Genomic DNA, 20,697 nt, shown 5'->3' with positions numbered 1-20,697 from the left:
GTATTTTATAAGCAGCGGCATCACCATCGGAAGAACAATTCCGTTTCAAGAGATGCCGAGTGCGTTCCCCGAAACAATCGTGGAAATAGGCCGTGGCTGCGGGGCATGCGCGAAGACGCCCGCGAGAGCGGCGCCCGACAGTCTCCTTGTTGGCGCGTTGCCAGCGGGGCCGAATTGCGCTACAAAAAACGCTTGCGAAACCCGCCGCGCCGCGCGGCCGGAATAACTCAAGAGGTGAGCGCCATGCCCATATTCGAATATACCTGCCGTGATTGCGGCAAACCCTTTGAGGAGCTGGTTCTTGGTCAGGACGAGACGGTCGTCTGCCCGCACTGCGGCTCCGCCAAGACCGAAAAGCTCATGAGCTGCTGCCGCAGCAAGGTCGGCGGCGGCTCCGATGCCGGCGACTCCATCGGCAGCGCCGCGCCCGCGCCTTCGGGCGGCGGCTGCGCCGGCTGTTCCGGCGGCTCCTGCTCCTCTTGCCACTAGGCCCGGCGACAATGAAGAAAGTCACCATAGCCACACGCGGCAGCCAGCTGGCCCTCTGGCAGGCGGAACACATCTCCTCCCTCTTGCGCGAGCGTTATGACGGCCTTGAGGTCGAGCTGCTCAAGATCAAGACCACGGGCGACAAGATCCTCGACGTGCCCCTGGCGAAAGTGGGCGGCAAGGGCCTTTTCGTGAAGGAGATCGAGGAAGCGCTTTTGGACGGCCGCGCCGACCTTGCCGTGCACAGCATGAAGGACGTGCCCACCGAGCTGCCGCCCGAGCTGGTGGTGGGGGTGAACCCCGTCCGCGAAGCGCCCACGGACAGCCTGCTTTCGGTCCAGTACAACGGTCTGGACGCCCTGCCCAAGGGGGCCAAGGTGGGCACCAGCAGCCTGCGCCGCCAGGCCCAGCTCATGACCTTGCGCCCGGATCTCGTCATCGAGAGCCTGCGCGGCAACCTGGACACCCGCGTGCGCAAGCTTCTGGAAGGGCAGTTCGACGCCATTGTGGTTGCCACCGCCGGGTTGAACCGCTTGGGCCTCACCGCGCCCAAGGTCGAAATCCTTGGCCCGCCGCGCTTTTTGCCCGCCGTGGCCCAGGGCGCCCTTGGCATAGAATACCGCAAGGACCGGCCGGAAATGGCCGAACTGCTGGCCTTTCTGAATCACCCGGAGACCGCCGCCCAGGTGGCCGCGGAGCGCGGCTTCCTTACCGGGCTCGACGGCGGGTGCCAGGTGCCCATCGCCGCCTGGAGCCAGCTTGAGGGCGACAGCCTGACCCTGACCGGCTTTGTGGCCGGCGTAAACGGCGAGAACCCCATCCGCATCAGCGCCAGCGGGACCACGGCCAAGGCCTGGGACCTGGGCGCGGAGCTTGCACGGCAGGTGCTGCGCGCGGGCGGCAAGGCCATTCTGGACGAAGTGTACGCGAGGAACAGCTAGGCCGTGGACGCGCGCAGCGCGGCAGCTCCAGATCCGTTGGTTCTGAAGGACCTGCGGCGCATTCCCGGCGTGGGCAAGACCATCGCCGTGGACCTCTGGAACCTCGGCCTGCGCTCGGTGGAAGACCTGCGCGGCCGCGACCCGGAAGTCCTTTACGCCAGCCTGGAAGCCCTGGCCGGGCAGCATGTTGACCGCTGCATGCTCTACACCCTGCGCTGCGCGGTGTACTTTGCACAGACCCCGTCCCCGGACCCGGCGCGCCTGAAGTGGTGGGCCTGGAAGGACTAGGGCAGGGCAGGGCGCGCCGCCGCTTCCCGACAGTTTGGCTTCTCCCGGCGGGGCCTGCCGATGGGCACGCCCTGGGCCGACAGGCTCTGGCTGCCGCGCTCTGGCTGCCGCGCTCTGGCTGCCGCGCCCTGGCCCGGCCACCCAGGCGGACGCGCCCTGGCGGAGTTGCGACGAACCTCATGCGAAATGAAAGCCCCGACGTGGTTGCTACCGCGCCGGGGCTTTTTATCGTTCAACAGTCCGAGGCTGATGCTGCGCGCTTGATGCCGCGCCTGCTCACCGTTTCACCGGCATTCCCGTCAGCTGGCCTCTCTCCACGCGAGCTTTGTCCTACGATTGCCCTTCGCGCTTCAGGTCGGCCACCAGGGCGCGCAGGTTCTCGGCCTGCTCCGCCAGTTCGTGGATGGCGATGGTGGTCTGCTGCATGCTTGAGGCGGTCTCGCTGGCGATGTCGTTGATCTGATCCACGGCCTGATTGATCTCCTCGCTCGCGGCGCTTTGCTCCTCCGCCGCGGTGGCGATGCTCTGCACCTGCAGGGCCGTGGATTCGCTCATGCGCACGATCTCGTCCAGGGCCTCGCCCGACTGGCGCACCAGCGCCGTGGAGTCGGCTATGGCCCGGCCGGCCTCGTCCATGCCGTGGATGTTGCTGGCCGAAACCTCCTGGATGCCGCGCACGGTTTCGCCCACTTCCTTGGTGGCGGTCATGGTCTTTTCGGCCAGCTTGCGCACTTCGTCGGCCACCACGGCAAAGCCGCGTCCGGCATCGCCCGCGCGGGCCGCCTCGATGGCGGCGTTCAGGGCCAGCAGGTTGGTCTGGTCGGCTATGTCATTGATGACGCTCATGATCTTGCTGATATCCTGGGCGCGCTGGCCCAGGATGTCCATGTTGCCCTTGAGCCGGGTGGACAGGGCGAGCAGGGCCTCCATGGCGGCCACGGACTTGCCGACAACGGCGTTGCCCTCGGTGGCGCGGGTGCGGGCGGTGTCCGCCCCGTCGGAAGCCTGGGTGGCGTTCTTGGCCACCTCGAGCACCGTGGCGTTCATTTCTTCCATGGCCGTGGCGGTTTCGGTGATGCGGCTCTTCTGCACATCCGTGGAGCGGCCGATGTTCTCGGCCTGGCCGGAGATCTCCTCCGACGCGGAGGAGAGGCGCTCCACCACGGCCTCCAGGCGGTTGGCCGCCATGAGCAGGCCCTCCTGGCGGGCGCGTATGGCTTCGGCCTTGGCCTCGTTGGCCTGGACCGTCGCTTCCTCGGCCGCGTGGGCCTTGTCCTCGGCCTCCTTGGTCTTGGCGGTAATCTCGGCCATGTTGCGCCGCAGGGTCGCCACCATGGTGTTCAGAGAGGTCTCAAGCTTGGTGATCTCGTCGCGTCCGGCGGTGGTGAGGGCGACGTTCAGATTGCCTGCGGCCACGTCCTCGGCGGCCTTGGTGGCGGCGGTGAGGGGCCGCACGATGCTGCGGAGGATAAGCAAGGAGAGCGGCAGCACGCCGATGGCCAAGAGGCAGAGCACCACGATGGCGATGAGCATCGTCGCCTTTTGGACCATGGTGGAGATGGCGGCGTCGATGGCGGCCTTTTCGGCGTCGATGCTGTCGATGTAGGCGCCGGTGCCGATCCAGAACTTGGTGCCGGGAATGAGCGTGGCGTAGCTCAGCTTGGGCTGCACGCCCTTGCCCGGCTTGTCGAAGACGTACTCGACGAAGCCGCCGCCCTTCTCGGCCGCGTCGCGCAGGGCCTTGACGAAGGCGACGCCGTTCTTGTCCGCCAGGCCGCCAAGATCCTTGCCCTGGTTTTCGGGCTTGATGGGCATGGAGACGCAGGTTGTGCCCTCATAGATGAAGAAGTATCCGGACTGGTCCTCCTCATAACGGATGGGGTAGGTGTCCTGGCGCAAGGCCGCGAGCTGGATGTTCCTGTCGGGCGGCAGAGCCTTGACTGTTTCGCCCAGGGACGTGGCGAGGGAATCCACGGCGAGCTTGAGCCGGTCCTTGTCGCCGGCGAGCATCACGTCCTGGGTTTGGCGGATGGAGAAGCCCTTGAGCTGTTGCAGCTCATAGTAGAAACCGGCGCCGACGATTCCGGCAAAAGCCACGGCAATGGCGATGAGCAAGATGATGCGGGTGCGGATGGTGATGTTGCGCATGGTCCCTCCTCCTGGAACGCGGCTGGGGGGCAGCGGGCATCCAGAATGCTAATGGTGCATATGAATACTATCGGATATGCCGGCCATAATGCAAGAAAGAATGCGAGTATCCGCTTACATTGTTGCGGGCGTGTTGCGGCGTCATCCGCTGCGTTGATGCGGGCTATAGGCGAAGGGAATGCATGGGGGCGCCGCGGCCCTTGCAGAAGGCGGAGCCGGCGTGGCAGCGGTTGCCGGAGGCTGGGGATTGGGGAGGTCGTGCGCGGCTTGGGGCTGCGTCTTCTGAAAGCTTCGGGGCTAGTTGTCCTGCTGGTCGTCGATGTCGGCGCAGAGGATGCACGAGCGGTTGTCGCGGTCCTTGTAGGAGGCGGAGATGGTGATGCAGCGGTTGCCGGAGGCCAGCGATATGTAAGGCTGGGTGGTGAATTTGGGCAGGCCCGCGCGCAGGGGCAGGTAGTATTCCTTCAGCGAATGGTCCGCGCCCACGCGGGCGGGCTCGTAGATGAAGCGCTTGCGCTTGCGCAGCTTTCCCGGATTGCACACCGTGCCGGAAAGCTGCACGCCCTTGGCGCTCAGCACATACAGGCACTCTATCTGTTCCCATTCGTCGATGAAGCCCGTGAGCGCCTGGTCGAGCCCGGTGGAGCCCAGCTCCGAAAGTCGCTCGCACAGGGTGAACACCAGGGCGTCGTGCCTGGCGTACAGCGCCTTCTGCGTGGCGAAGCGCTCCGTGGCGCACACGCGGAACTTTCGCGCCAGGTACTCGATGCGCTCGGCGATGGTTTCGTTGTCTGGCATTTGCCGGGCCGGCTTGCCGAAGTAGAAGCCCTGGAACACGTCGACGCCGACCTCGAGCAGGCGCAGAATGTCCTCCTGGCGCTCCACGCCTTCGGCCAAGGCCAGGGAGCCCAGGCGCGAGGCCATCTGCACGAAGCTCTTGACGACCTCAAGCCGGGTCATGTGCCCGGCCACGCCGGAGACCAGGCTGCGGTCGAGCTTCAGCACATCGGGCCGCAGCAGGGGAATGCGGTCCAGGTTGGAATGGCCCACGCCCACATCGTCCAGGGCGATCAAAAAGCCGTTCTTGCGGTAATAGCTGACGAAATCGGCCAGGGCTTTCGTGTCGCGCGCGCGCGACTCCACAATCTCGATGAGCACGTTGTTCGGGTTGACGCCGTGCTCCTTCACCACGCGCAGCAAGTAGCCGGAGCGCGCCACGTCGGAGTCGATGGCGTGGCCGTCGACGTTGAGCGACAGGATGAGCCCGCGGTTCTTGGCATGGATGGGGGCAAAGGCCTCCACGGCCTTTTTGCGGCACAGGCGGTCCAACTCCAGCAGGCAACCGGCCTCGGCGGCCATCTGGAACAGGTCCAGGGGCGGAATGTCCTCGCCGGGGGCAGTGCAGCGCGTCAGCGCCTCAACGCCGAGCAGCGCCTTGCGTTTGATGGAAACCAGAGAATGAAACGCGGTGCTGATCCACTCGTGTTCGATGATCTCGTGGATCGTGACGGCTTCCGCAGAATTTTCCATAGTGTGGGCATCCTGTGAGCAAGACTCGAGCCAGCACCGCAACGCTCTGGTTTTGATTGTTTTTGATCTTTTTATCGCCTGGTGCAATATGATTTATGCACAAAAATGTGGAACACCCCGCGCCTCTCTATACATAAATGGACAAGCGCGAAAAGTCGCTGATACTTGAAAAAAGTGTTGACAGCCAGAAAGGCCGCGAGTAAACACTCTCTTCATGAACCTCTCCTTCGCCAACAATACCTCCTTTTCCTTTAGCCAGTACTGGTATTATTGGTTTAGCTGCGCCTGCGGCCAGGGAGAGGTTTGTTGACGGAGACAGGACGTTAACCAAAGCCTCTTCAGGAAGGGCCGCAGGCGAAAGCCGGCGGCCCTTTTTTAATGTTTTCCGCCGGCTAACGCCACTCAGTTCCGCTTGACGAGACGCAACCAGTCCATTGGAGGACGCCATGCACATCGGAAAAGCAATTCGCCTGGAACGCATTTTCAACCGCGACACGAAACGCACCATCATCGTGCCCATGGACCACGGCACCACGGTCGGGCCCATTCCCGGCATCGTGGACATGCGCGAGGCCGTCGGGGCGGTGGTCGCGGGCGGGGCCAACGCCGTGCTCATGCACAAGGGCCTTGTGCGCTGCGGCCACAGAAGCCAGGGCAAAGACATCGGCCTCATCGTCCACCTCTCCGCCAGCACCACCCTCTCTCCCTTCCCCAACGCCAAAACTCTCGTCGGAACCGTTGAAGACGCCATCCGCCTCGGCGCGGACGCCGTGAGCGTGCACGTGAACCTGGGTGACGAGACCGAGGCCAAGATGCTGTCCGACTTCGGCCAGGTGACGAGCACCGCGCAGAGCTGGGGCATTCCCGTTCTGGCCATGGTGTACGCCCGCGGCCCCAAGGTGCGCAGCGAGTTCGACCCCGAGATCGTGGCCCACTGCGCCCGCGTGGGCGTGGAGCTCGGCGCCGACGTGGTCAAGGTTCCCTACACCGGCGATGTGGACACCTTCGGCCATGTGGTGGACTCCTGCTGCGTGCCCGTGGTCATCGCCGGCGGCCCCAAGCTCGACAGCACCCGCGCCTTTTTGCAAATGGTCCACGACTCCATCAGCGCGGGCGGCTCCGGCTTGTCCGTTGGCCGCAACGTGTTCCAGCACAAGAACCCGGCCATTTTGTGCCAGGCGCTCTCCAAGGTCGTGCACGAGGACGTGGAAGTGGAAGAAGCCTTGGAAATGCTTGCGGGCAAGGAATAGACACAATGAAGAAGATCATCTTCAAGGCCGTGCCGTTCCAGAAGGAACTGGTGACCCTGGCCCTCGAATCCGGCGTGGACGCCGTGCTCACCGAACCCGCCAAGGCCGACGCCGTGCGCGCCCTGGGCCGTGTGGAGGTGCTGACCGAGGCCGAGCTGCCCACCTTGCCGCTGGACTCCAAGGCCGACGAGGAAGCCGCCACGGCCAGGCTCGTGGCCGGGCAGCAGGTCTCGCTGGCCAAGGGCTGGGAGATCATCCCGGTGGAGAACATTCTGGCCCAGGCCTCCGGTTTGGGGCTGGAGTGCGAGAGCTTCGACCGGGCCGTGCTGGCCGCCGGCATTCTGGAGCGCGGCGCCGACATGATCGTCGTGCTGCCCGAGGCTGCGGCCGACCTCAAGGCCATCGTGGCCGAGCTCAAGCTCTCCCAGGGGCGCATCGACCTGCAGCGGGCCGAGGTGACGGAGATCGTCTCCGCCGGCCTGGGCCACCGCGTCTGCGTGGACACCATTTCCATGCTCAAGCGCGGGCAGGGCATGCTCATTGGCAACTCCAGCGCCTTCACCTTCCTGGTGCACGCGGAAACCGAGTCCAATCCCTATGTGGCCGCGCGGCCGTTCCGCGTCAACGCGGGGGCTGTGCACGCCTACGCCGTGCTCCCCGGCGACAAGACCTGCTACCTGGAGGAGCTTTCCGCCGGGCGCGAGGTGCTCATCGTCGGAGCCGACGGCAAGACCAGCCTCACCGCCGTGGGCCGCGTCAAGGTCGAGATCCGGCCCATGCTCAAAATCACCGCCAAGGTGCAAACGGCCGACGGCTGCGACGTCACCGGCCAGGTGTTTTTGCAGAACGCGGAAACCATCCGCGTCACCGGCGTGGACGGCAAGCCCATCAGCGTGGTGAACCTGAAGCCCGGCGACGAGATCCTTTGCCGCACCGATGTCGCGGGCCGTCACTTCGGCATGCGCATCTGCGAAGACATCAAGGAGGGCTAGGCGTGAGCGACACCAAAACGCCGGCGCAGGAGCTCGGCTCCCTCCGGGCGGAGATAGACCGCCTGGACGACGGCATCCTCGACCTGCTGAACCGCCGCGCCATCATCAGCATCGGCGTGGGCCGGGCCAAGAAGGACTCGCCGGACTCGGTGTTCAAGCCCTTCCGCGAAAAGGAAGTGATGGACCGGCTGGCCAAGCGCAATCCCGGCCCCCTGCCGGACAGCCACCTGCACGCCATCTACCGCGAGATCATGAGCTCCTCGCGCCGGTTGCAGCGCCCGGAGCGCGTGGTCTACCTGGGACCGGAGGGCACCTTCAGCTACTTTGCCGGGCTGGAATACATGGGCCGCAGCGCGGAGCTGACGCCCAAGGCCAACTTCGAGGAGATCTTCCGCTCCGTGGTCGACGGCGAGGCCGAACTCGGCGTCATCCCCCTGGAGAATTCGCTCCAGGGCACGGTGGGCCAGGTGGTCGACCTGTTCATGCTCTTCCCGGTCTACGTGCAGGCGGAGCTGTTCTGCCGCATCACCCATTGCCTTATGGGCAAGGCCAAGACCCAGGCCGAGGTGAAGGAGGTGCACTCGCACCCGCAGCCGCTGGACCAGTGTTCCGACTGGCTCAAGAACAACCTGCCCGGCCGCACCCTGGTGCCCTCGAGCAGCACGGCGGCCGCGGCGGAGATAGCGGCGGCGCGCGGCCCGGAGGTCGCCACCATCGGACACATCAGTCTGGCCGAACGCTACGGGCTGAACATCCTGGCCGCGCACATCGAGGACCTGCCCGACAACTGGACGCGTTTTCTGGTCATCGGCCCGCGCGTGAGCGAGGGCGGCAACCGCGACAAGACCTCGCTGCTCTTCACCGTGCCGGACAAGCCAGGCGCGTTGGCGGGCGTGCTCGAAACCTTCGCGGGCCGGGCCATCAACATCACCAAGCTGGAAAGCCGCCCCCTGCGCGGCGAGAAGTGGAAGTACGTGTTCTTCACCGACCTTGAGTGCGACCTCTCGCGCATGGAGTACGACAGCTTCCTGGCCGAGCTGCGCGAGAAGTGCCACACCTTGCGCATCCTTGGCTCGTACCCCTCCGGCCCGCACCTGAACGCCACGGGGAGGCAGTAATGCCCAAGGCTGCGGTCCGCGTCCAGGCTCCGGCCTCCAAGTCCCTGTCGCACCGCGCGCTCATCGGCGCGGCCCTGGCGAACGGGGAAAGCCGCCTCAGCGGCGTGCTGGAGAGCCAGGACACGGCCCGGACCATGGACTGCCTGACGGCTTGCGGCGCGGGCTTCATCCGCGTCGCGGCTGGCGGGTATGTGGTGACCGGCATGCCCGCCGGTCCAGTGGGCGGTCCCGTTGGCGGTCCTGCGGGCGCTGGCGACGGCGCGCCCGCCGACCTCAACGTGGGCGAGAGCGGCACCACCTGCCGCCTGCTGGCCGGGGTCGTGGCCGCTGGGCAGGGCAGTTTCCGCATCCACGGCGAGGGCCGCATGCACCAGCGGCCCCTGGGCGAGCCCGCCCGCGCCCTCTCGCCCCTGGGCGTGCGCTACCGCTTTGAGGAAAAGCCCGGCTATCCGCCCGTGGTGGTCGAAACCTCCGGCCTGCCCGGCGGCGCCATCGACGTGCGCCTGGAGGAGAGCAGCCAGTACCTTTCGGGCGTGCTGCTCGCCGCGCCCCTGGCGCGCGGCCCGCTGACCATCAACATCAGCGGCGAAAAGGCCGTGAGCTGGCCCTATGTCTCCCTCACGCTGCAGGCCATGGCCGACTTCGGCGTGCCCGCGGTGGTGGAGGTTCTGCGCGAGGGCCGCTTCCAGGCCGTGGACCACGCCAGCGTGGCCAGCGCCGCGCCCGGCCAGCTGCGCTTCAAGGTGGAGCCCGGCCGCTACCAGCCGCGCAACCTCCATGTGGAGGGCGACTGGAGCAACGCCTCCTACTTTTTGGCGGCGGGAGCCGTGGGCGCGCATCCCGTGTGCGTCACCGGCCTGCGCCAGGGTTCGCTCCAGGGCGACCGCGCCATTCTGGACATTCTTTCCGCCATGGGCGCGCAGGTTGCCTGGACCACGGACCAGGGCGTGGAGGCCGTGACCGTCCGCGCCCCGGAGGGCGGACGGCTGCGCGGCGTGCACGTGGACATGGGCGCTTGCCCAGATCTTGTGCCAACCGTGGCCGTGGCCGCCTGCTTTGCGGATTCGCCCACCACCATCGTCAACGTGGCGCATTTGCGCATCAAGGAAAGCGACCGCCTGCAGGCCCTGGCCACGGAGATCGCCAAGACCGGCTGCGGCACCGAGATCCTGCCCGACGGATTGATCGTCACGCCCGCGCCGCTCCAGGCCGGGCGGCGCATCGAATTCTGCGCCTACTCCGACCATCGCCTGGTCATGGGGCCGTCGCTGTTCGCCTTGGCGGGCATCGAGGCGGTGTTCGACAACCCCGGCTGCGTGGCCAAGAGCTTTCCCGGTTTCTGGGACGCCTTTGCGCCCATTGCCGCCGCGGCCAAAGAGGCCGGGAAATGAGCGCGCCCGTCCGCACCATCGCGATCGTCGGCGCGCGCGGCCAGATGGGGGCGCTCTTTGTGCGCGCCTTCCACAAGGCCGGGTATGCGGTGACCACCCTGGACCGCCCCTATGCGGACGAGGCCATCACGGCGGCTCTGGCCGGGGCGGAGCTGGTGCTCATCTCCGTGCCCGTCACCGCCACGCGCGCCGTGGCCGAGCGCCTGGCCCCGTTCATGCCCGCCGGGGCCATCCTCTGCGACGTGTGCTCGGTGAAGGTGAACCCCCTGGCCCAGATGCTGGAGGCCTACGCCGGACCCGTGGTGGGCACGCATCCCTTGTTCGGGCCGGTGATTCCCGAGGGCTTTGAGCCGCGCGTGGCCGTGACCCCCGGACGTGGAGACGGCGCGGCCGAGGCCGTGAGCGACGTGTTCGCCCGCGCGGGCTTCACGCCCTTCGCCAGCACGGCCGAGGAGCACGACCGGGCCATGGCCGTGGTGCAGGGGCTCAATTTCATCACCACCGTGGCCTACCTGGCCGCCGCCCGGCAGACCCCTGGCATAGAGAATTTCCGCGTGCCCTCCTTCGAGCGCAGGCTTGAGGCGGCGCGCAAAATGCTGACGAAAGACCGCGAGCTGTTCCAGCTCATCGCCGAGGACAACCCCTTTTTGCAGGAGACCGTGCGCCAGTTCACGGCCTACCTGGACCTGGCCGCCGGGGGCGATCTCGACCTGCTCTCCGCCAGGGCTTCCTGGTGGTGGCGCGACATGGCATAGGGACGCGGCTTTCGCCTGAGGGCGAAGACGGACGGTAAGTGTTGGCCGCGTCCCAAGGTGGGGTGCGGCCATTTTTTTTACGAAACGGAGGAATCCATGGATATTCATCTGAAACATTACGGGAAGTGGCTCCCGGCCGACGTGCAGACGCCCATCAGCCTGTACCTGGGCCTTGTGGGCGACCAGCCCGGCATCCTGCTCGAAAGCGCCGAGGTCGACGGCCGTTTGGGACGTTACAGCCTGATCGCCTGGGACTTCCGGCTCATCGCCACTCAGAAGGACGGCAACCTCGCGCTCGACATCCGCGACGAGCGTCTGGCGGGCCTGCAGCCCCTGGCCGGAATGCCGTTCATGGAAGGCCTGCGCAAGTTGCTGCCCCAGGTGGAGATTGAGCAGCCTGCCCTCAAGGAGCCGCTGCCCGCGCTGACCCGCGCACTGTACGGCTACCTGGGCTACAGCGTTGGCGGCATGCTGGAGCCGAAACTGCTCAAGGCCCTGCCGCCCAAGGACGCCGAGGTGCGCCTGGTGCTGCCCGGCCAGACCGTGCTGTACGACCATCTGCGCCATCGCTGCTGCTACCTTTCCCTCGACGACAACGGCGGCCCGACGCCCGCCAAACTCGGCGATCTGGGCTCCTTTGAGCTTGTGACCCAGGAGCCCACGGCCGTGCCCGGACGCGAGGAATACATGGAGCAGGTGCGCGAGGCCAAGCGCCTCATCACCGAGGGCGAAGGCATCCAGCTCGTGTTCTCCGTGCGCTTCAAGACGCCCTTCAAGGGCCAGCCCTTCGGCGTGTATCGCCGCCTGCGCCAGGCCAATCCCTCGCCGTTCATGTTCTTCATGCGCTTCGAGGAGGAGACCGTCCTCGGCAGTTCGCCGGAGATGATGGTCAACTGCCAGGCGGGCAAGCTCGAGGTCCGGCCCATTGCCGGCACCCGGCCCCGCGGCGGCACCGAGGCGCAGGACGCGGCCTTTGAGCGCGAGCTTTTGGCCGACCCCAAGGAGCGCGCCGAGCACGTGATGCTGGTGGACCTGGGCCGCAACGATTTGGGCCGCATCGCCAAATCCGGCAGTGTGGAGGTCGCCAAGTTCATGCAGGTGGAGCGCTTTTCCCACGTCATGCACCTGACGAGCTACGTGGAGGCCGACCTGCGCGACGACCTGGACGCCATCGACGTGTTGACCGCCACCTTCCCGGCGGGCACGGTGAGCGGAGCGCCCAAGATCTGGGCCATGGAGACCATCGCCCGGGTGGAGCAGCAGGAGCGCGGACCATACGCGGGCGCGCTGGGCTGGCTGGGACTGGGCAAAGGCCCTGTGCACCTGGGCACGGGCATCACCATCCGCAGCATGTGGTTCCGCGACGGCGTGTGCAACTGGCAGGCCGGCGCCGGGCTGGTCTACGATTCCGACCCGGAAAAGGAATGGCAGGAGTGCAACAACAAGGCCCGCATCATTAAAGAGATTCTCTCCTCCAAGGGGGTTGGCGATGTTTTTGCTGATCGATAACTTCGACTCCTTCACGTTCAACCTCGTGCAGGCCTTCCAGCAGCTGGGGGCAGAGCCCGTGGTGCTGCGCAACGATCGCGCCGAGCTGCTTGACCCCGCCTTCGTGGCGGGCCTGACGCGCGTGTGCCTTTCGCCCGGGCCCAGCCGCCCGGAAAACGCGGGCAACTGCCTCAAGTTCCTGGCCCTGCTGGAAAAGACCGGCATGCAGGTGCCAACCTTGGGCGTGTGCCTGGGCCATCAGACCCTGGGGCACTTCGCCGGGGCCAGCGTGGTCCGGGCCGACCGAATCATGCACGGCAAAACCAGCCCGGTTGAGCACGACGGCACGGACATCTTCGCCGGTCTGCCCAATCCCTTTGAAGTGTGCCGCTACCATTCGCTCATCGTCCTGGCGCACGAGGCCCCGGAAAAGCTGCGCGTCACCGCCAAAACGGCCGAGGGCGAGGTCATGGGCATGTGCTACACCGACCGCCCGTGGAGCGGGGTGCAGTTCCACCCGGAGTCCATTTTGACACCGGACGGCCCGAAACTTCTGGCCAATTTCCTTGGCCGCGCCAAGGCATAACGGAGGCTTAGCGTCATGACCGAGAACATGCGTGACATTCTGGACACCCTGGGCAACGGGGGCAACCTGTCCGTCAAACAGGCGGCCCACGCCTTCGGCCAGCTCTTCGAGGGGCTCTTGACCCCGGCCCAGGCCGGGGCGCTGCTCATGGGCCTGCGCGCCAAGGGCGAAACCCCGGTGGAGCTGGCCGAGGCCGCCCGCGCCGGTCTGGCCAAGGCCCGGCTGGTGCGCGACCTGCCCACGGACAAGCCCGTTCTGGACATTGTGGGCACCGGCGGCGACCGCACCTCAAGCTTCAACTGCTCCTCGGCCGTGTCGCTCTATTTGGCGGCTTTGGGCCACCGGGTGGTGAAGCACGGCAACAGGGCCGTGTCGTCCTCCAGCGGCAGCGCCGACGCCCTGGAGGGCCTGGGCATCTCGCTCTCCACCGGGCCGGACCAGGTGGCGGAGGAACTGGCGAAAACAGGCTTCGTGTTTTTGTTCGCGCCGAACTACCACCCGTCCTTCGCATACATCGCCCCGGTGCGGCGCGAGCTCGGCATACGCACGCTGTTCAATCTCATGGGCCCGCTCTTGAACCCGGCGCGGCCCAGCCACCAGCTGCTCGGCGTGGGCACAGCCGCATCCCTGCCGCTCATGGCCGACACCCTGGCGCTCATCGCGCCCACGGTCACGGCCCTGGTCATACATGGTTCGGATGGCGGCACGGGCGGCTTCGACGAGTTGACGCCCTTCGGCCCCACCACCGGCTTTGCCGTGGCCGGCGGCGGCGTGTCGCCCTTCCGCCTGAATCCCGCGGACTACGGTCTGGCCGGATTTTCCACGGAGGACGTGCGCGTGGCCGACAAGCCCGCGGCCCTGGCGGCCATCAAGGCCGTGCTTTCCGGCCGGGGCAACGCGGCCATGCAGGCCATGACCGCCCTGAACCTGGGCGCGGCCCTGCACCTGGCCACGGGCAAGGACATGGCCCTGTGCATGACTGAGGCCAAGGACGCCGTCGCCGATGGCGCGGCCAGGAGGTTTGCCGGGCATGACGCATAACATGGGAAAAATGCTCGCCCGTTTCCGCGAGGCGCAGCTGCCGGGCATCTTGCGCTTGCGCAAACTGGCCGAGGCCGGAGAAATGCCGGCGCCGTGGATCTTTCCGGGCCGGGGCGAACGGCCCCTGTTCAGCCGGGCCCTGCGCGGCGCGGGCGCTCCGGCGGTCATCGCCGAGTACAAGCGCGCCTCGCCCTCGCGCGGGGTCATCAACCTGGACCTGACCCCGGCGGACGTGGCCCGCATGTATGCGGCAAACGGCGCGGCGGCCTTTTCTGTCCTGACGGAGCAGGCGCACTTCCAGGGCAACCTGGACTTTCTGGAGGCCATGGCCTTTGCCGGCAAGCCCATGCTGCGCAAGGACTTCCTCCTCGACCCCGCGCAGGTGCTGGAGACGGCGGCCACCCCGGCCTCCGCGCTTTTGCTCATCATGCGCATGTTCCCCGGCGCGGACGAGGTGCGGGAGATGCTCGAACTCTGCGCCGAACATGGCCTGGAGGCCGTGTGCGAGGTCTTTGACGAGGCGGACCTGGACATGGCCCGCTGGGCCGGGGCGTCCATCATCCAGGTGAACAACCGCGACCTGGACACCCTGACCACGGACCTGGCCGTTTCGCGGCGGTTGGCGCGCACCAGGGGCGACGGCGAGGTCTGGATCAGCGCCAGCGGCCTGGAGACCCCGGACCAGCTGCACGAAATGGCCGACCTGGGCTTCGACGCCGTGCTCATCGGCACCTCGCTCATGAGCCGGCCCGACCCCGGCGCGGCCCTGGCCGAGCTGACGGGCGTGGCCCAGGCCCGGCGCGCGGCGCTGGAGCTGGCGAAGAAAGAGGGCGCATAGCCATGAGCCGCCTGTTGGTGAAGATCTGCGGCAACACGAGGCCCGAGGACGCGCGGCTCGCCGCGGCTCTGGGCGCGGACATGCTCGGCTTCATCTTCCACCCCAAGAGCCCGCGCAACGTGGACCCGGCGTTTCCGGCCGGGCTCGACCGCGCCACGGACCTCATGGGCGCGCTCAAGGTGGGTGTGTTTGTGGGGCAGGGCGTGGACGAAACGCGGGCGCTCATGGACGCGGGCAGGCTTGATCTGGCGCAGCTGCACGGCGGGCAGGACGAGGCTTTCTGCACAAGCATGGGCCCGGAGCGCGTGATCAAGGTGCTCTGGCCCGAGAGGGCCGCAAATGTTGAGACCTTTCAAGCCGAGGTGGACCGCTTCGCCTCCTTCTGCCGCCTGTTCCTGGTGGACGCGGGCAGCGGCGGCGGCGGGCATGGACGGGAAATAGAGCGGAACGCGGCGGAGATTCTGGCCGCGACGCGCTTTCCCCGGCCCTGGCTGCTCGCCGGGGGCGTCGGCCCATCGGCCATCGGCCCTTTGCTGGCCCGGTTCCGGCCGGCTGGCCTGGACATGAACTCCGGCGTGGAGAGCGCGCCGGGCATAAAAGACAAAACGAAGCTGCGCGAGGCGTTCAACGTTCTCCGCGCGGCCCAAACGAAAGGGGAGAACCCGTGAAAAAAGGTTACTTCGGCGATTTCGGCGGGCAGTTCGTGCCCGAGCTGCTCATGCCGCCGCTGCTTGAGCTTGAGGAGGCCATGGAGCGCATCCTGCCCTCCAAGGAGTTCCAGGACGAGCTGGCGAGCGAGCTCAAGCACTTCGTGGGCCGGCCCACCGCGCTCACCTTCTGCCCCAACCTTTCGGCCAAGCTGGGCGTCAAGCTCTGGCTCAAGCGCGAGGACCTGGCCCACGGCGGCGCGCACAAGGTGAACAACACCATCGGCCAGGCCTTGCTGGCCAAGAAGCTGGGCAAGACGCGGCTGCTCGCCGAGACCGGCGCGGGCCAGCACGGCGTGGCCTCGGCCCTGGCCGCCGCCCGCCTGGGCCTGGAGTGCACCATCTACATGGGCGCCCTTGATGTGGAGCGGCAAAGCCTCAACGTGCGTCGCATGCGGCTTTTCGGCGCGGAGGTCGTCTCGGTGGATTCCGGCACAAAAACCCTGAAGGACGCCATCAACGCCGCCCTGCGCGCCTGGATTGCCGAGCAGGAGACCACCCACTACTGCTTCGGCACGGCGGCCGGGCCGCATCCCTTCCCGCTTCTGGTGCGCGAGCTGCAGGCCGTCATCAGCCGCGAGGCGCGGGCGCAAATGCTCGACCAGGCGGGCGCGCTGCCCGATTACGTCGTGGCCTGCGTGGGCGGCGGCAGCAACGCCATCGGCGCGTTCCACGAGTTCGTGCCCGACGCCTCGGTGCAGCTCATCGGCGTGGAGGCCGCAGGTTCCGGCAAGCCGGGCGACTGGCACTCCGCGCCCCTGTCCAAGCAGGGCAGCCCCGGCGTGCTGCACGGCATGCACACCCAGCTCATCCAGACCGATGAAGGCCAGATCCTGCCCTCGCACTCCATCGCCCCCGGCCTGGACTACCCCGGCGTCGGCCCGGAGCACGCGGCCTATCAGGCCAGCGGACGCGCCCGGTACGTGTCGGTCACGGACGACGTCGCCCTCGACGCCTTTGTGGACCTCTCCCGGCACGAGGGCATCATGCCCGCGCTGGAAAGCTCGCACGCGCTGGGCTGGGTGCTCAAGAACGCCGGCAGCCTGAAGCCCGGCGCCAACGTGGTGGTCTGCCTCTCCGGCCGCGGCGACAAGGACCTGGACATCGTGAACGATTACCTGGCGCACAAGGCCTAAGGGGGCGAACGTGAGCACCAACATATTGACCAAACGCATCGAGGCCGCCCGCGCCAAGGGCCGCCTGGCCCTCATTCCCTTTCTGCCCGCTGGCTACCCGGACAGAAAGCGCTTCTGGGACGAGATAGAGGCCCTGGACGTGAGCGGCGCGGACATCATCGAGATCGGCATGCCGTTTTCCGACCCCGTGGCCGACGGGCCGGTTGTGGAGCACGCCTCCCTCAAGTGCCTGGACGATGGCGTGAACCTGAAGTGGATTTTGGGCGAGCTGGCCGCGCGCAAGGGCCGCTTCCAGGCCGGGCTGGTCCTTATGGGCTACCTGAACCCGGTGCTGCAATACGGCCTGGAGTCCTTCGCCCGCGACGCGGCTTCGGCCGGGGTGCATGGCGTCATCCTGGCCGACGTGCCCTTCGAGGAGGCGGGCTTCATCCACGCGGCCTTTGATCCGCAGGGTTTGACGCTCATTCCCCTGGTGGGCCTGAACACCACGCCGGAGCGCATGGCGCTTTACGGCGCAAAGGCCAAGGGCTTCGCCTACTTCGTGTCCGTGCTGGGCACCACGGGCGTGCGCGCCAGCTTCGACACCGGGTTGCCCGCGCACCTGAAGCAGGGCCTGCAGGCCGCCAAGGCCGCCTTCCCGGTGCCGGTGGCCCTGGGCTTCGGCCTCAAGCACCCGGACCAGCTGAAGGACCTGACCGGTCTGGTGGACGCGGCCGTGTTCGGCAGCGCGCTCATCCGCCACCTGGACGCGGGCGGCGACGCCAAGGGATTCATGCAAATATGGAAGTAGCCCGGCGCGGCCGGGTTTGAAAGGGACGGCGGGCTTCGGCTCGCCGTCTTTTTTTGTGTGGAGGAGGCTTTGTGCGCGGGGACGTTTCGAGGTGAGGCTTGTCCCGGCGTTCGACGCTGTTTGCCAGGGCGGAAGCAGGCGCGCGAACCGGCTGGCCTTTCGCCCTCCCGGCGCCACGCGGTTGCCGCTCGTCGCCGCCTCATCGCCGTCCGGTCGTCATCCAGACGCCGGGCGCTCGCCCTTCATTCGCCGCCTCATCGCCGTCCAGTCGTCGTCCTGGCGCTGCCTGGCCGCCGGGGAGTCGTCGCAATTCAGGAGGGCGCCTTCCGCTCGCAGTCCCGTCGCCGCCTAGTCGTCGAAGTCCAGCAAATCGCCGCGCACGATGGCGCCCTTGCCGAAGCGCCCGCGCACCGTGTCGAGGGCCTGGTCCAGCGCGCCCTTGGGCTTGGCCTTGATCGTGGCCGTGGGCCGGTCCTGCTCGGCCGCGAGGTCCAAGAGCGACAGCTGGCGGGCGGGCCGCTCGCCGAACTGGCTCACCCCCACGCCGATGAGCCGCAGGTCCTTCTTCGGGTTCAGCTCGGCCAGCAAGGCCAGCGCGGTGTCGAAGATGCTCTGGAAGTCGTTCACGGGCTCGGCCAGCGTGCGTGAGCGCGTCACCTGGGTGAAGTCCGCGAACTTGGCCTTGAGCGTCACCGTGCGGCCGCGCACGCCCTGGGCGCGCAGGTCCGCTCCCACGCGCTCGCTTTGCAGCAGCAGCCAGCGCCGCAGCACCGCGGCGTCGCGGGTGTCTTTGCTGAAGGTGTTTTCCGCGCTGGAGCTTTTGGGCGGGGTGAAGGGCGTCACGGGGCGGTCGTCGCGGCCCTGGGCCAGGGCGTGCAGCCACAGGCCGCGTTCGCCCAGGTGGCGCTTCCAGAATTCGGGCGGGTGGTTGAGCACATCGCCCGCGCGCTGCACGCCCAGGGCGTTCAGCGTTTCCAGGGTGCGCCCGCCCACGCCGGGGATCTTTCGCACCGGCAGGACGTCGAGGAACGCGCGCACGTCCTCCGGCCGGATGATGGTCACGCCGTCGGGCTTGTGGAAATCCGAGGCGATCTTGGCCAGAAAGCGCACCGGCGCAATGCCCACGGAGCAGGTGAGGCCGGTTTCGGCCTTGACCGCGGCGCGCAGGCTTTCCGCAAATTCCTCCGGCGGGCCGAACAGGCGCTCCAGCCCCGTGGCGTCAAGGTAGGCCTCGTCCACGCTGGCCTGCTCCACCAGGGGCGAAAAGCGCTGCAGCACGGCCATGACCCGGCGCGAGATCTCCTTGTAGCGCCACATGCGCACGGGCACGAAGAGTCCATGCGGACACAGCTTTTTGGCCTGCTGCACGGGCATGGCCGAGTGCACGCCAAAGGCGCGGATCTCGTAGCTGGCGGCGGAGACCACCGAGCGCGGACCATCGCCCACGGCCAGCGGCTTGCCGCGCCACTCCGGGTGGTCCAGCTGCTCCACGGAAGCGAAGAACGCGTCCATGTCGATGTGCGCGATGCGCCGCTGCGCGCCCGGTGCCATGTTTGCCGCCTCGTCCATGTGCTCCTGGTACGACAGACCGGGCCATATGGAAAGAGGGCGCGGCTGGCCATCGTTTCGCCATCGTTTCGCCATTGGCCCGCCGCGTGCGCCTTGTGCCTGTGGACAATGCATTTTAAACAACGGGAACCGTTTACATAAAAATTCAGCGAGGGTATGGAGGGGCCGTTTGGGTGGGCTGGAAACCAGACCAGCAAGGAGAGGTTCCCGATGGACGAAGTGAAGCAGCACGTGTTGGATTCGTTTCACCTGATGTGGGACATGTTCCCCGGACCCGTGATGCTGGTGCACGCCAGCAGGACGATTCTGGCCGTGAACCAGGTTGCGGCCGGGCTCGGCATCTGCGCCGGGGTCACCTGCCATTCGCTCAACGCCAGCGACGCGCCCTGCAAGGGCTGTCTGGCCGCAAAGGCCCTGCGTCAGGGGTCGGGCGTGCGCAGCACTGCCTGGTCGCAAAAGTCGCGCAAGTTCATGGACGCCTTCTGGAGCCCTGTCGCGGGCGAAAAGGACGTCTACGTCCACTTCGGCAACGACATAACGGAATTTGTGCGCGCGGAGCTGCTGCCCCAAGAATAGCGGATGACCGTGTCTTGACACGGTTCAGGGCGCGCTCCTCGCCGGGGCGCGCCCTTTTTTGTTTGCGCGGGCCTTAAAAGCCCCAGGCGGAAAGGGTGGGGCGCTTGTAGCCCTGCTGCTGGGCCAGAATGTCCAGCGCAACGCTGGCCATGTCGTCCAGGGCGGGCAGATGCCGCTTGTCCAAATCGCGGAAGTCCAGGGTCTTGATGTACATGTTGCAGGTCTCGCACACGTCCACGCGCACGCCGGGGTATTCGGCCACGCGGAAGAGCTTGAGCTTGCCCTGGTCGCTCTCGTCGCAGTAGGCGCAGGCGATGCGCCGGATGTGGTGCTCGAACCCGCAGAAGGAGCACACGCCGAAGCGCTGGCCTTCTTTCTCCTTCAGCAGCGAAACATAGGGCAGGCTGCCGCACAGCGGGCAGTGGCCGTGCTCGTGGGGCAGGTTCTCCGGCAGGTAGGCGGCCAGCCCCTGCGCCGCAACTGCCAGGCTGGGGGAGAGTGCGGTGGTGATGACGAAGTCCAGGGCCCGGGGGCTGTCGGAGAGCTCCTTGCGCCAGTGGGCGAAAAGGGCGTCGTCGCCCTTGGGCAGGGCGAGAAGCGCGGCCTTGGCGTCCAGCGCGCCCGATTCCAAGGCCTGGCGCAGGGCTTGGGCGGCCTTGGCCGCATCGTCGCCCGTGGCGGCCAGGATGTCGAGCAGGGCCGGAACAAGCGCCAGCGCCTGGTCCATGTCGAAAGGAAAGTCTTGGCGCAGCAAGAGCGGGCTGCCGGCGAACATGGCTTCGTCTGAGGCGCAGGCCGCACGCGCGGGCAGCGCGATCTTGGCTTCGGCCATGGCCCGGCGCGTCAGGGGCAGCACCTGCTCCACCAGGCCGATGAGCCCCTCGGGCAGAATCTCCTGGGAGCGTATCTCCGCGAAGCGTGCGGTCATGGTCCGGGCGTCAATCTCATCCTCAACCTGATTGGCAATGTGCATTCAGTCATCCTTCAGAGGTGGTTCGCCCTCAGGGTATTTTGCAGGCGGGCTGCTTGCTTGGCTAGCGAATCCGCGTTTTCAACCATACCTG

The 20,697-nt window shown here is 67.1% G+C and carries 20 protein-coding genes; 16 read left to right on the top strand and 4 right to left on the bottom strand.

What is annotated here, in order from left to right; translation table 11 throughout:
* Positions 1-243: 243 nt before the first annotated feature.
* Genes ACYQ4W_RS08450 through ACYQ4W_RS08440 form a run of 3 tightly spaced genes read left to right on the top strand, consistent with a single transcriptional unit; the run spans position 244 to position 1,718 of the window.
* The gene (locus ACYQ4W_RS08450; RefSeq protein WP_459855228.1) at positions 244-489 is read left to right on the top strand and encodes an FmdB family zinc ribbon protein; all 246 of its coding nucleotides are present in this window, start codon (positions 244-246) and stop codon (positions 487-489) included.
* Between the two features lie 11 nt (positions 490-500).
* Positions 501-1,430: a hydroxymethylbilane synthase gene (gene hemC, locus ACYQ4W_RS08445; protein ID WP_459855226.1), complete on the top strand. Its 930-nt coding sequence runs from the start codon at positions 501-503 to the stop codon at positions 1,428-1,430.
* Between the two features lie 3 nt (positions 1,431-1,433).
* Positions 1,434-1,718, top strand: coding sequence for a helix-hairpin-helix domain-containing protein (locus ACYQ4W_RS08440; protein WP_459855224.1), 285 nt, complete (start codon positions 1,434-1,436; stop codon positions 1,716-1,718).
* Positions 1,719-2,048: 330 nt separating this feature from the next.
* Here the strand turns inward: ACYQ4W_RS08440 and ACYQ4W_RS08435 are convergent, their stop codons facing one another.
* Positions 2,049-3,866, bottom strand: a complete 1,818-nt coding sequence (locus ACYQ4W_RS08435) for a methyl-accepting chemotaxis protein (protein ID WP_459855221.1) — start codon at positions 3,864-3,866, stop codon at positions 2,049-2,051.
* A gap of 297 nt (positions 3,867-4,163) precedes the next feature.
* Positions 4,164-5,396, bottom strand: a complete 1,233-nt coding sequence (locus ACYQ4W_RS08430) for an EAL domain-containing protein (RefSeq protein WP_459855219.1) — start codon at positions 5,394-5,396, stop codon at positions 4,164-4,166.
* Positions 5,397-5,842: 446 nt separating this feature from the next.
* Between ACYQ4W_RS08430 and ACYQ4W_RS08425 the strand changes: the two genes are divergently transcribed.
* The 12 genes from ACYQ4W_RS08425 to trpA all read left to right on the top strand — a co-directional run bounded on the left by ACYQ4W_RS08425 (position 5,843) and on the right by trpA (position 17,488).
* Positions 5,843-6,646, top strand: coding sequence for a 2-amino-3,7-dideoxy-D-threo-hept-6-ulosonate synthase (locus ACYQ4W_RS08425; RefSeq protein WP_459855216.1), 804 nt, complete (start codon positions 5,843-5,845; stop codon positions 6,644-6,646).
* A 5-nt stretch (positions 6,647-6,651) separates the two neighbouring features.
* On the top strand, positions 6,652-7,638 hold the full coding sequence (locus ACYQ4W_RS08420) for a 3-dehydroquinate synthase II family protein (protein WP_459855214.1): 987 nt from the start codon (positions 6,652-6,654) through the stop codon (positions 7,636-7,638).
* A 2-nt stretch (positions 7,639-7,640) separates the two neighbouring features.
* Positions 7,641-8,756, top strand: coding sequence for a prephenate dehydratase (gene pheA, locus ACYQ4W_RS08415; protein WP_459855212.1), 1,116 nt, complete (start codon positions 7,641-7,643; stop codon positions 8,754-8,756).
* Complete coding sequence (gene aroA / locus ACYQ4W_RS08410; RefSeq protein WP_459855210.1) at positions 8,756-10,147, top strand: 3-phosphoshikimate 1-carboxyvinyltransferase; 1,392 nt, start codon at positions 8,756-8,758, stop codon at positions 10,145-10,147. Before pheA ends, aroA begins: the two co-directional genes overlap by 1 nt.
* A complete protein-coding gene (locus ACYQ4W_RS08405; RefSeq protein ID WP_459855208.1) occupies positions 10,144-10,902 on the top strand; it encodes a prephenate dehydrogenase/arogenate dehydrogenase family protein in 759 nt (252 codons plus the stop codon). Before aroA ends, ACYQ4W_RS08405 begins: the two co-directional genes overlap by 4 nt.
* A 96-nt stretch (positions 10,903-10,998) precedes the next feature.
* The gene (locus ACYQ4W_RS08400) at positions 10,999-12,411 is read left to right on the top strand and encodes an anthranilate synthase component I family protein (RefSeq protein ID WP_459855207.1); all 1,413 of its coding nucleotides are present in this window, start codon (positions 10,999-11,001) and stop codon (positions 12,409-12,411) included.
* Complete coding sequence (locus ACYQ4W_RS08395) at positions 12,392-12,976, top strand: anthranilate synthase component II (protein WP_459855205.1); 585 nt, start codon at positions 12,392-12,394, stop codon at positions 12,974-12,976. Before ACYQ4W_RS08400 ends, ACYQ4W_RS08395 begins: the two co-directional genes overlap by 20 nt.
* A gap of 15 nt (positions 12,977-12,991) precedes the next feature.
* Positions 12,992-14,017, top strand: a complete 1,026-nt coding sequence (gene trpD, locus ACYQ4W_RS08390; protein ID WP_459855204.1) for an anthranilate phosphoribosyltransferase — start codon at positions 12,992-12,994, stop codon at positions 14,015-14,017.
* A 10-nt stretch (positions 14,018-14,027) separates the two neighbouring features.
* Positions 14,028-14,855, top strand: coding sequence for an indole-3-glycerol-phosphate synthase (locus ACYQ4W_RS08385; RefSeq protein ID WP_459858514.1), 828 nt, complete (start codon positions 14,028-14,030; stop codon positions 14,853-14,855).
* Between the two features lie 2 nt (positions 14,856-14,857).
* Complete coding sequence (locus tag ACYQ4W_RS08380; protein ID WP_459855203.1) at positions 14,858-15,523, top strand: phosphoribosylanthranilate isomerase; 666 nt, start codon at positions 14,858-14,860, stop codon at positions 15,521-15,523.
* Positions 15,520-16,698 carry a tryptophan synthase subunit beta gene (gene trpB / locus ACYQ4W_RS08375; RefSeq protein WP_459855201.1) on the top strand — a complete coding sequence of 393 codons (1,179 nt, stop codon included), beginning with the start codon at positions 15,520-15,522 and terminating at the stop codon, positions 16,696-16,698. Before ACYQ4W_RS08380 ends, trpB begins: the two co-directional genes overlap by 4 nt.
* A gap of 10 nt (positions 16,699-16,708) precedes the next feature.
* A complete protein-coding gene (trpA, locus tag ACYQ4W_RS08370) occupies positions 16,709-17,488 on the top strand; it encodes a tryptophan synthase subunit alpha (RefSeq protein ID WP_459855200.1) in 780 nt (259 codons plus the stop codon).
* Between the two features lie 348 nt (positions 17,489-17,836).
* On the opposite strand, the gene dinB is transcribed toward trpA, so the two are convergent.
* The gene (gene dinB, locus ACYQ4W_RS08365; protein WP_459855198.1) at positions 17,837-19,057 is read right to left on the bottom strand and encodes a DNA polymerase IV; all 1,221 of its coding nucleotides are present in this window, start codon (positions 19,055-19,057) and stop codon (positions 17,837-17,839) included.
* A 210-nt stretch (positions 19,058-19,267) separates the two neighbouring features.
* Here dinB and ACYQ4W_RS08360 point away from each other — a divergent pair, with 210 nt between their 5' ends.
* Positions 19,268-19,633, top strand: coding sequence for a hypothetical protein (locus ACYQ4W_RS08360; RefSeq protein ID WP_459855197.1), 366 nt, complete (start codon positions 19,268-19,270; stop codon positions 19,631-19,633).
* A 73-nt stretch (positions 19,634-19,706) separates the two neighbouring features.
* Here ACYQ4W_RS08360 and ACYQ4W_RS08355 read toward each other — a convergent pair whose 3' ends face one another.
* The gene (locus ACYQ4W_RS08355; RefSeq protein WP_459855196.1) at positions 19,707-20,606 is read right to left on the bottom strand and encodes a formate dehydrogenase accessory protein FdhE; all 900 of its coding nucleotides are present in this window, start codon (positions 20,604-20,606) and stop codon (positions 19,707-19,709) included.
* Between the last annotated feature and the right edge of the window lie 91 nt (positions 20,607-20,697).

This window comes from Humidesulfovibrio idahonensis (assembly GCF_054657715.1).
The sequence above is the reverse complement of the archived record's forward strand: the minus strand, read 5'-3'. Positions and strand labels throughout refer to the sequence as shown.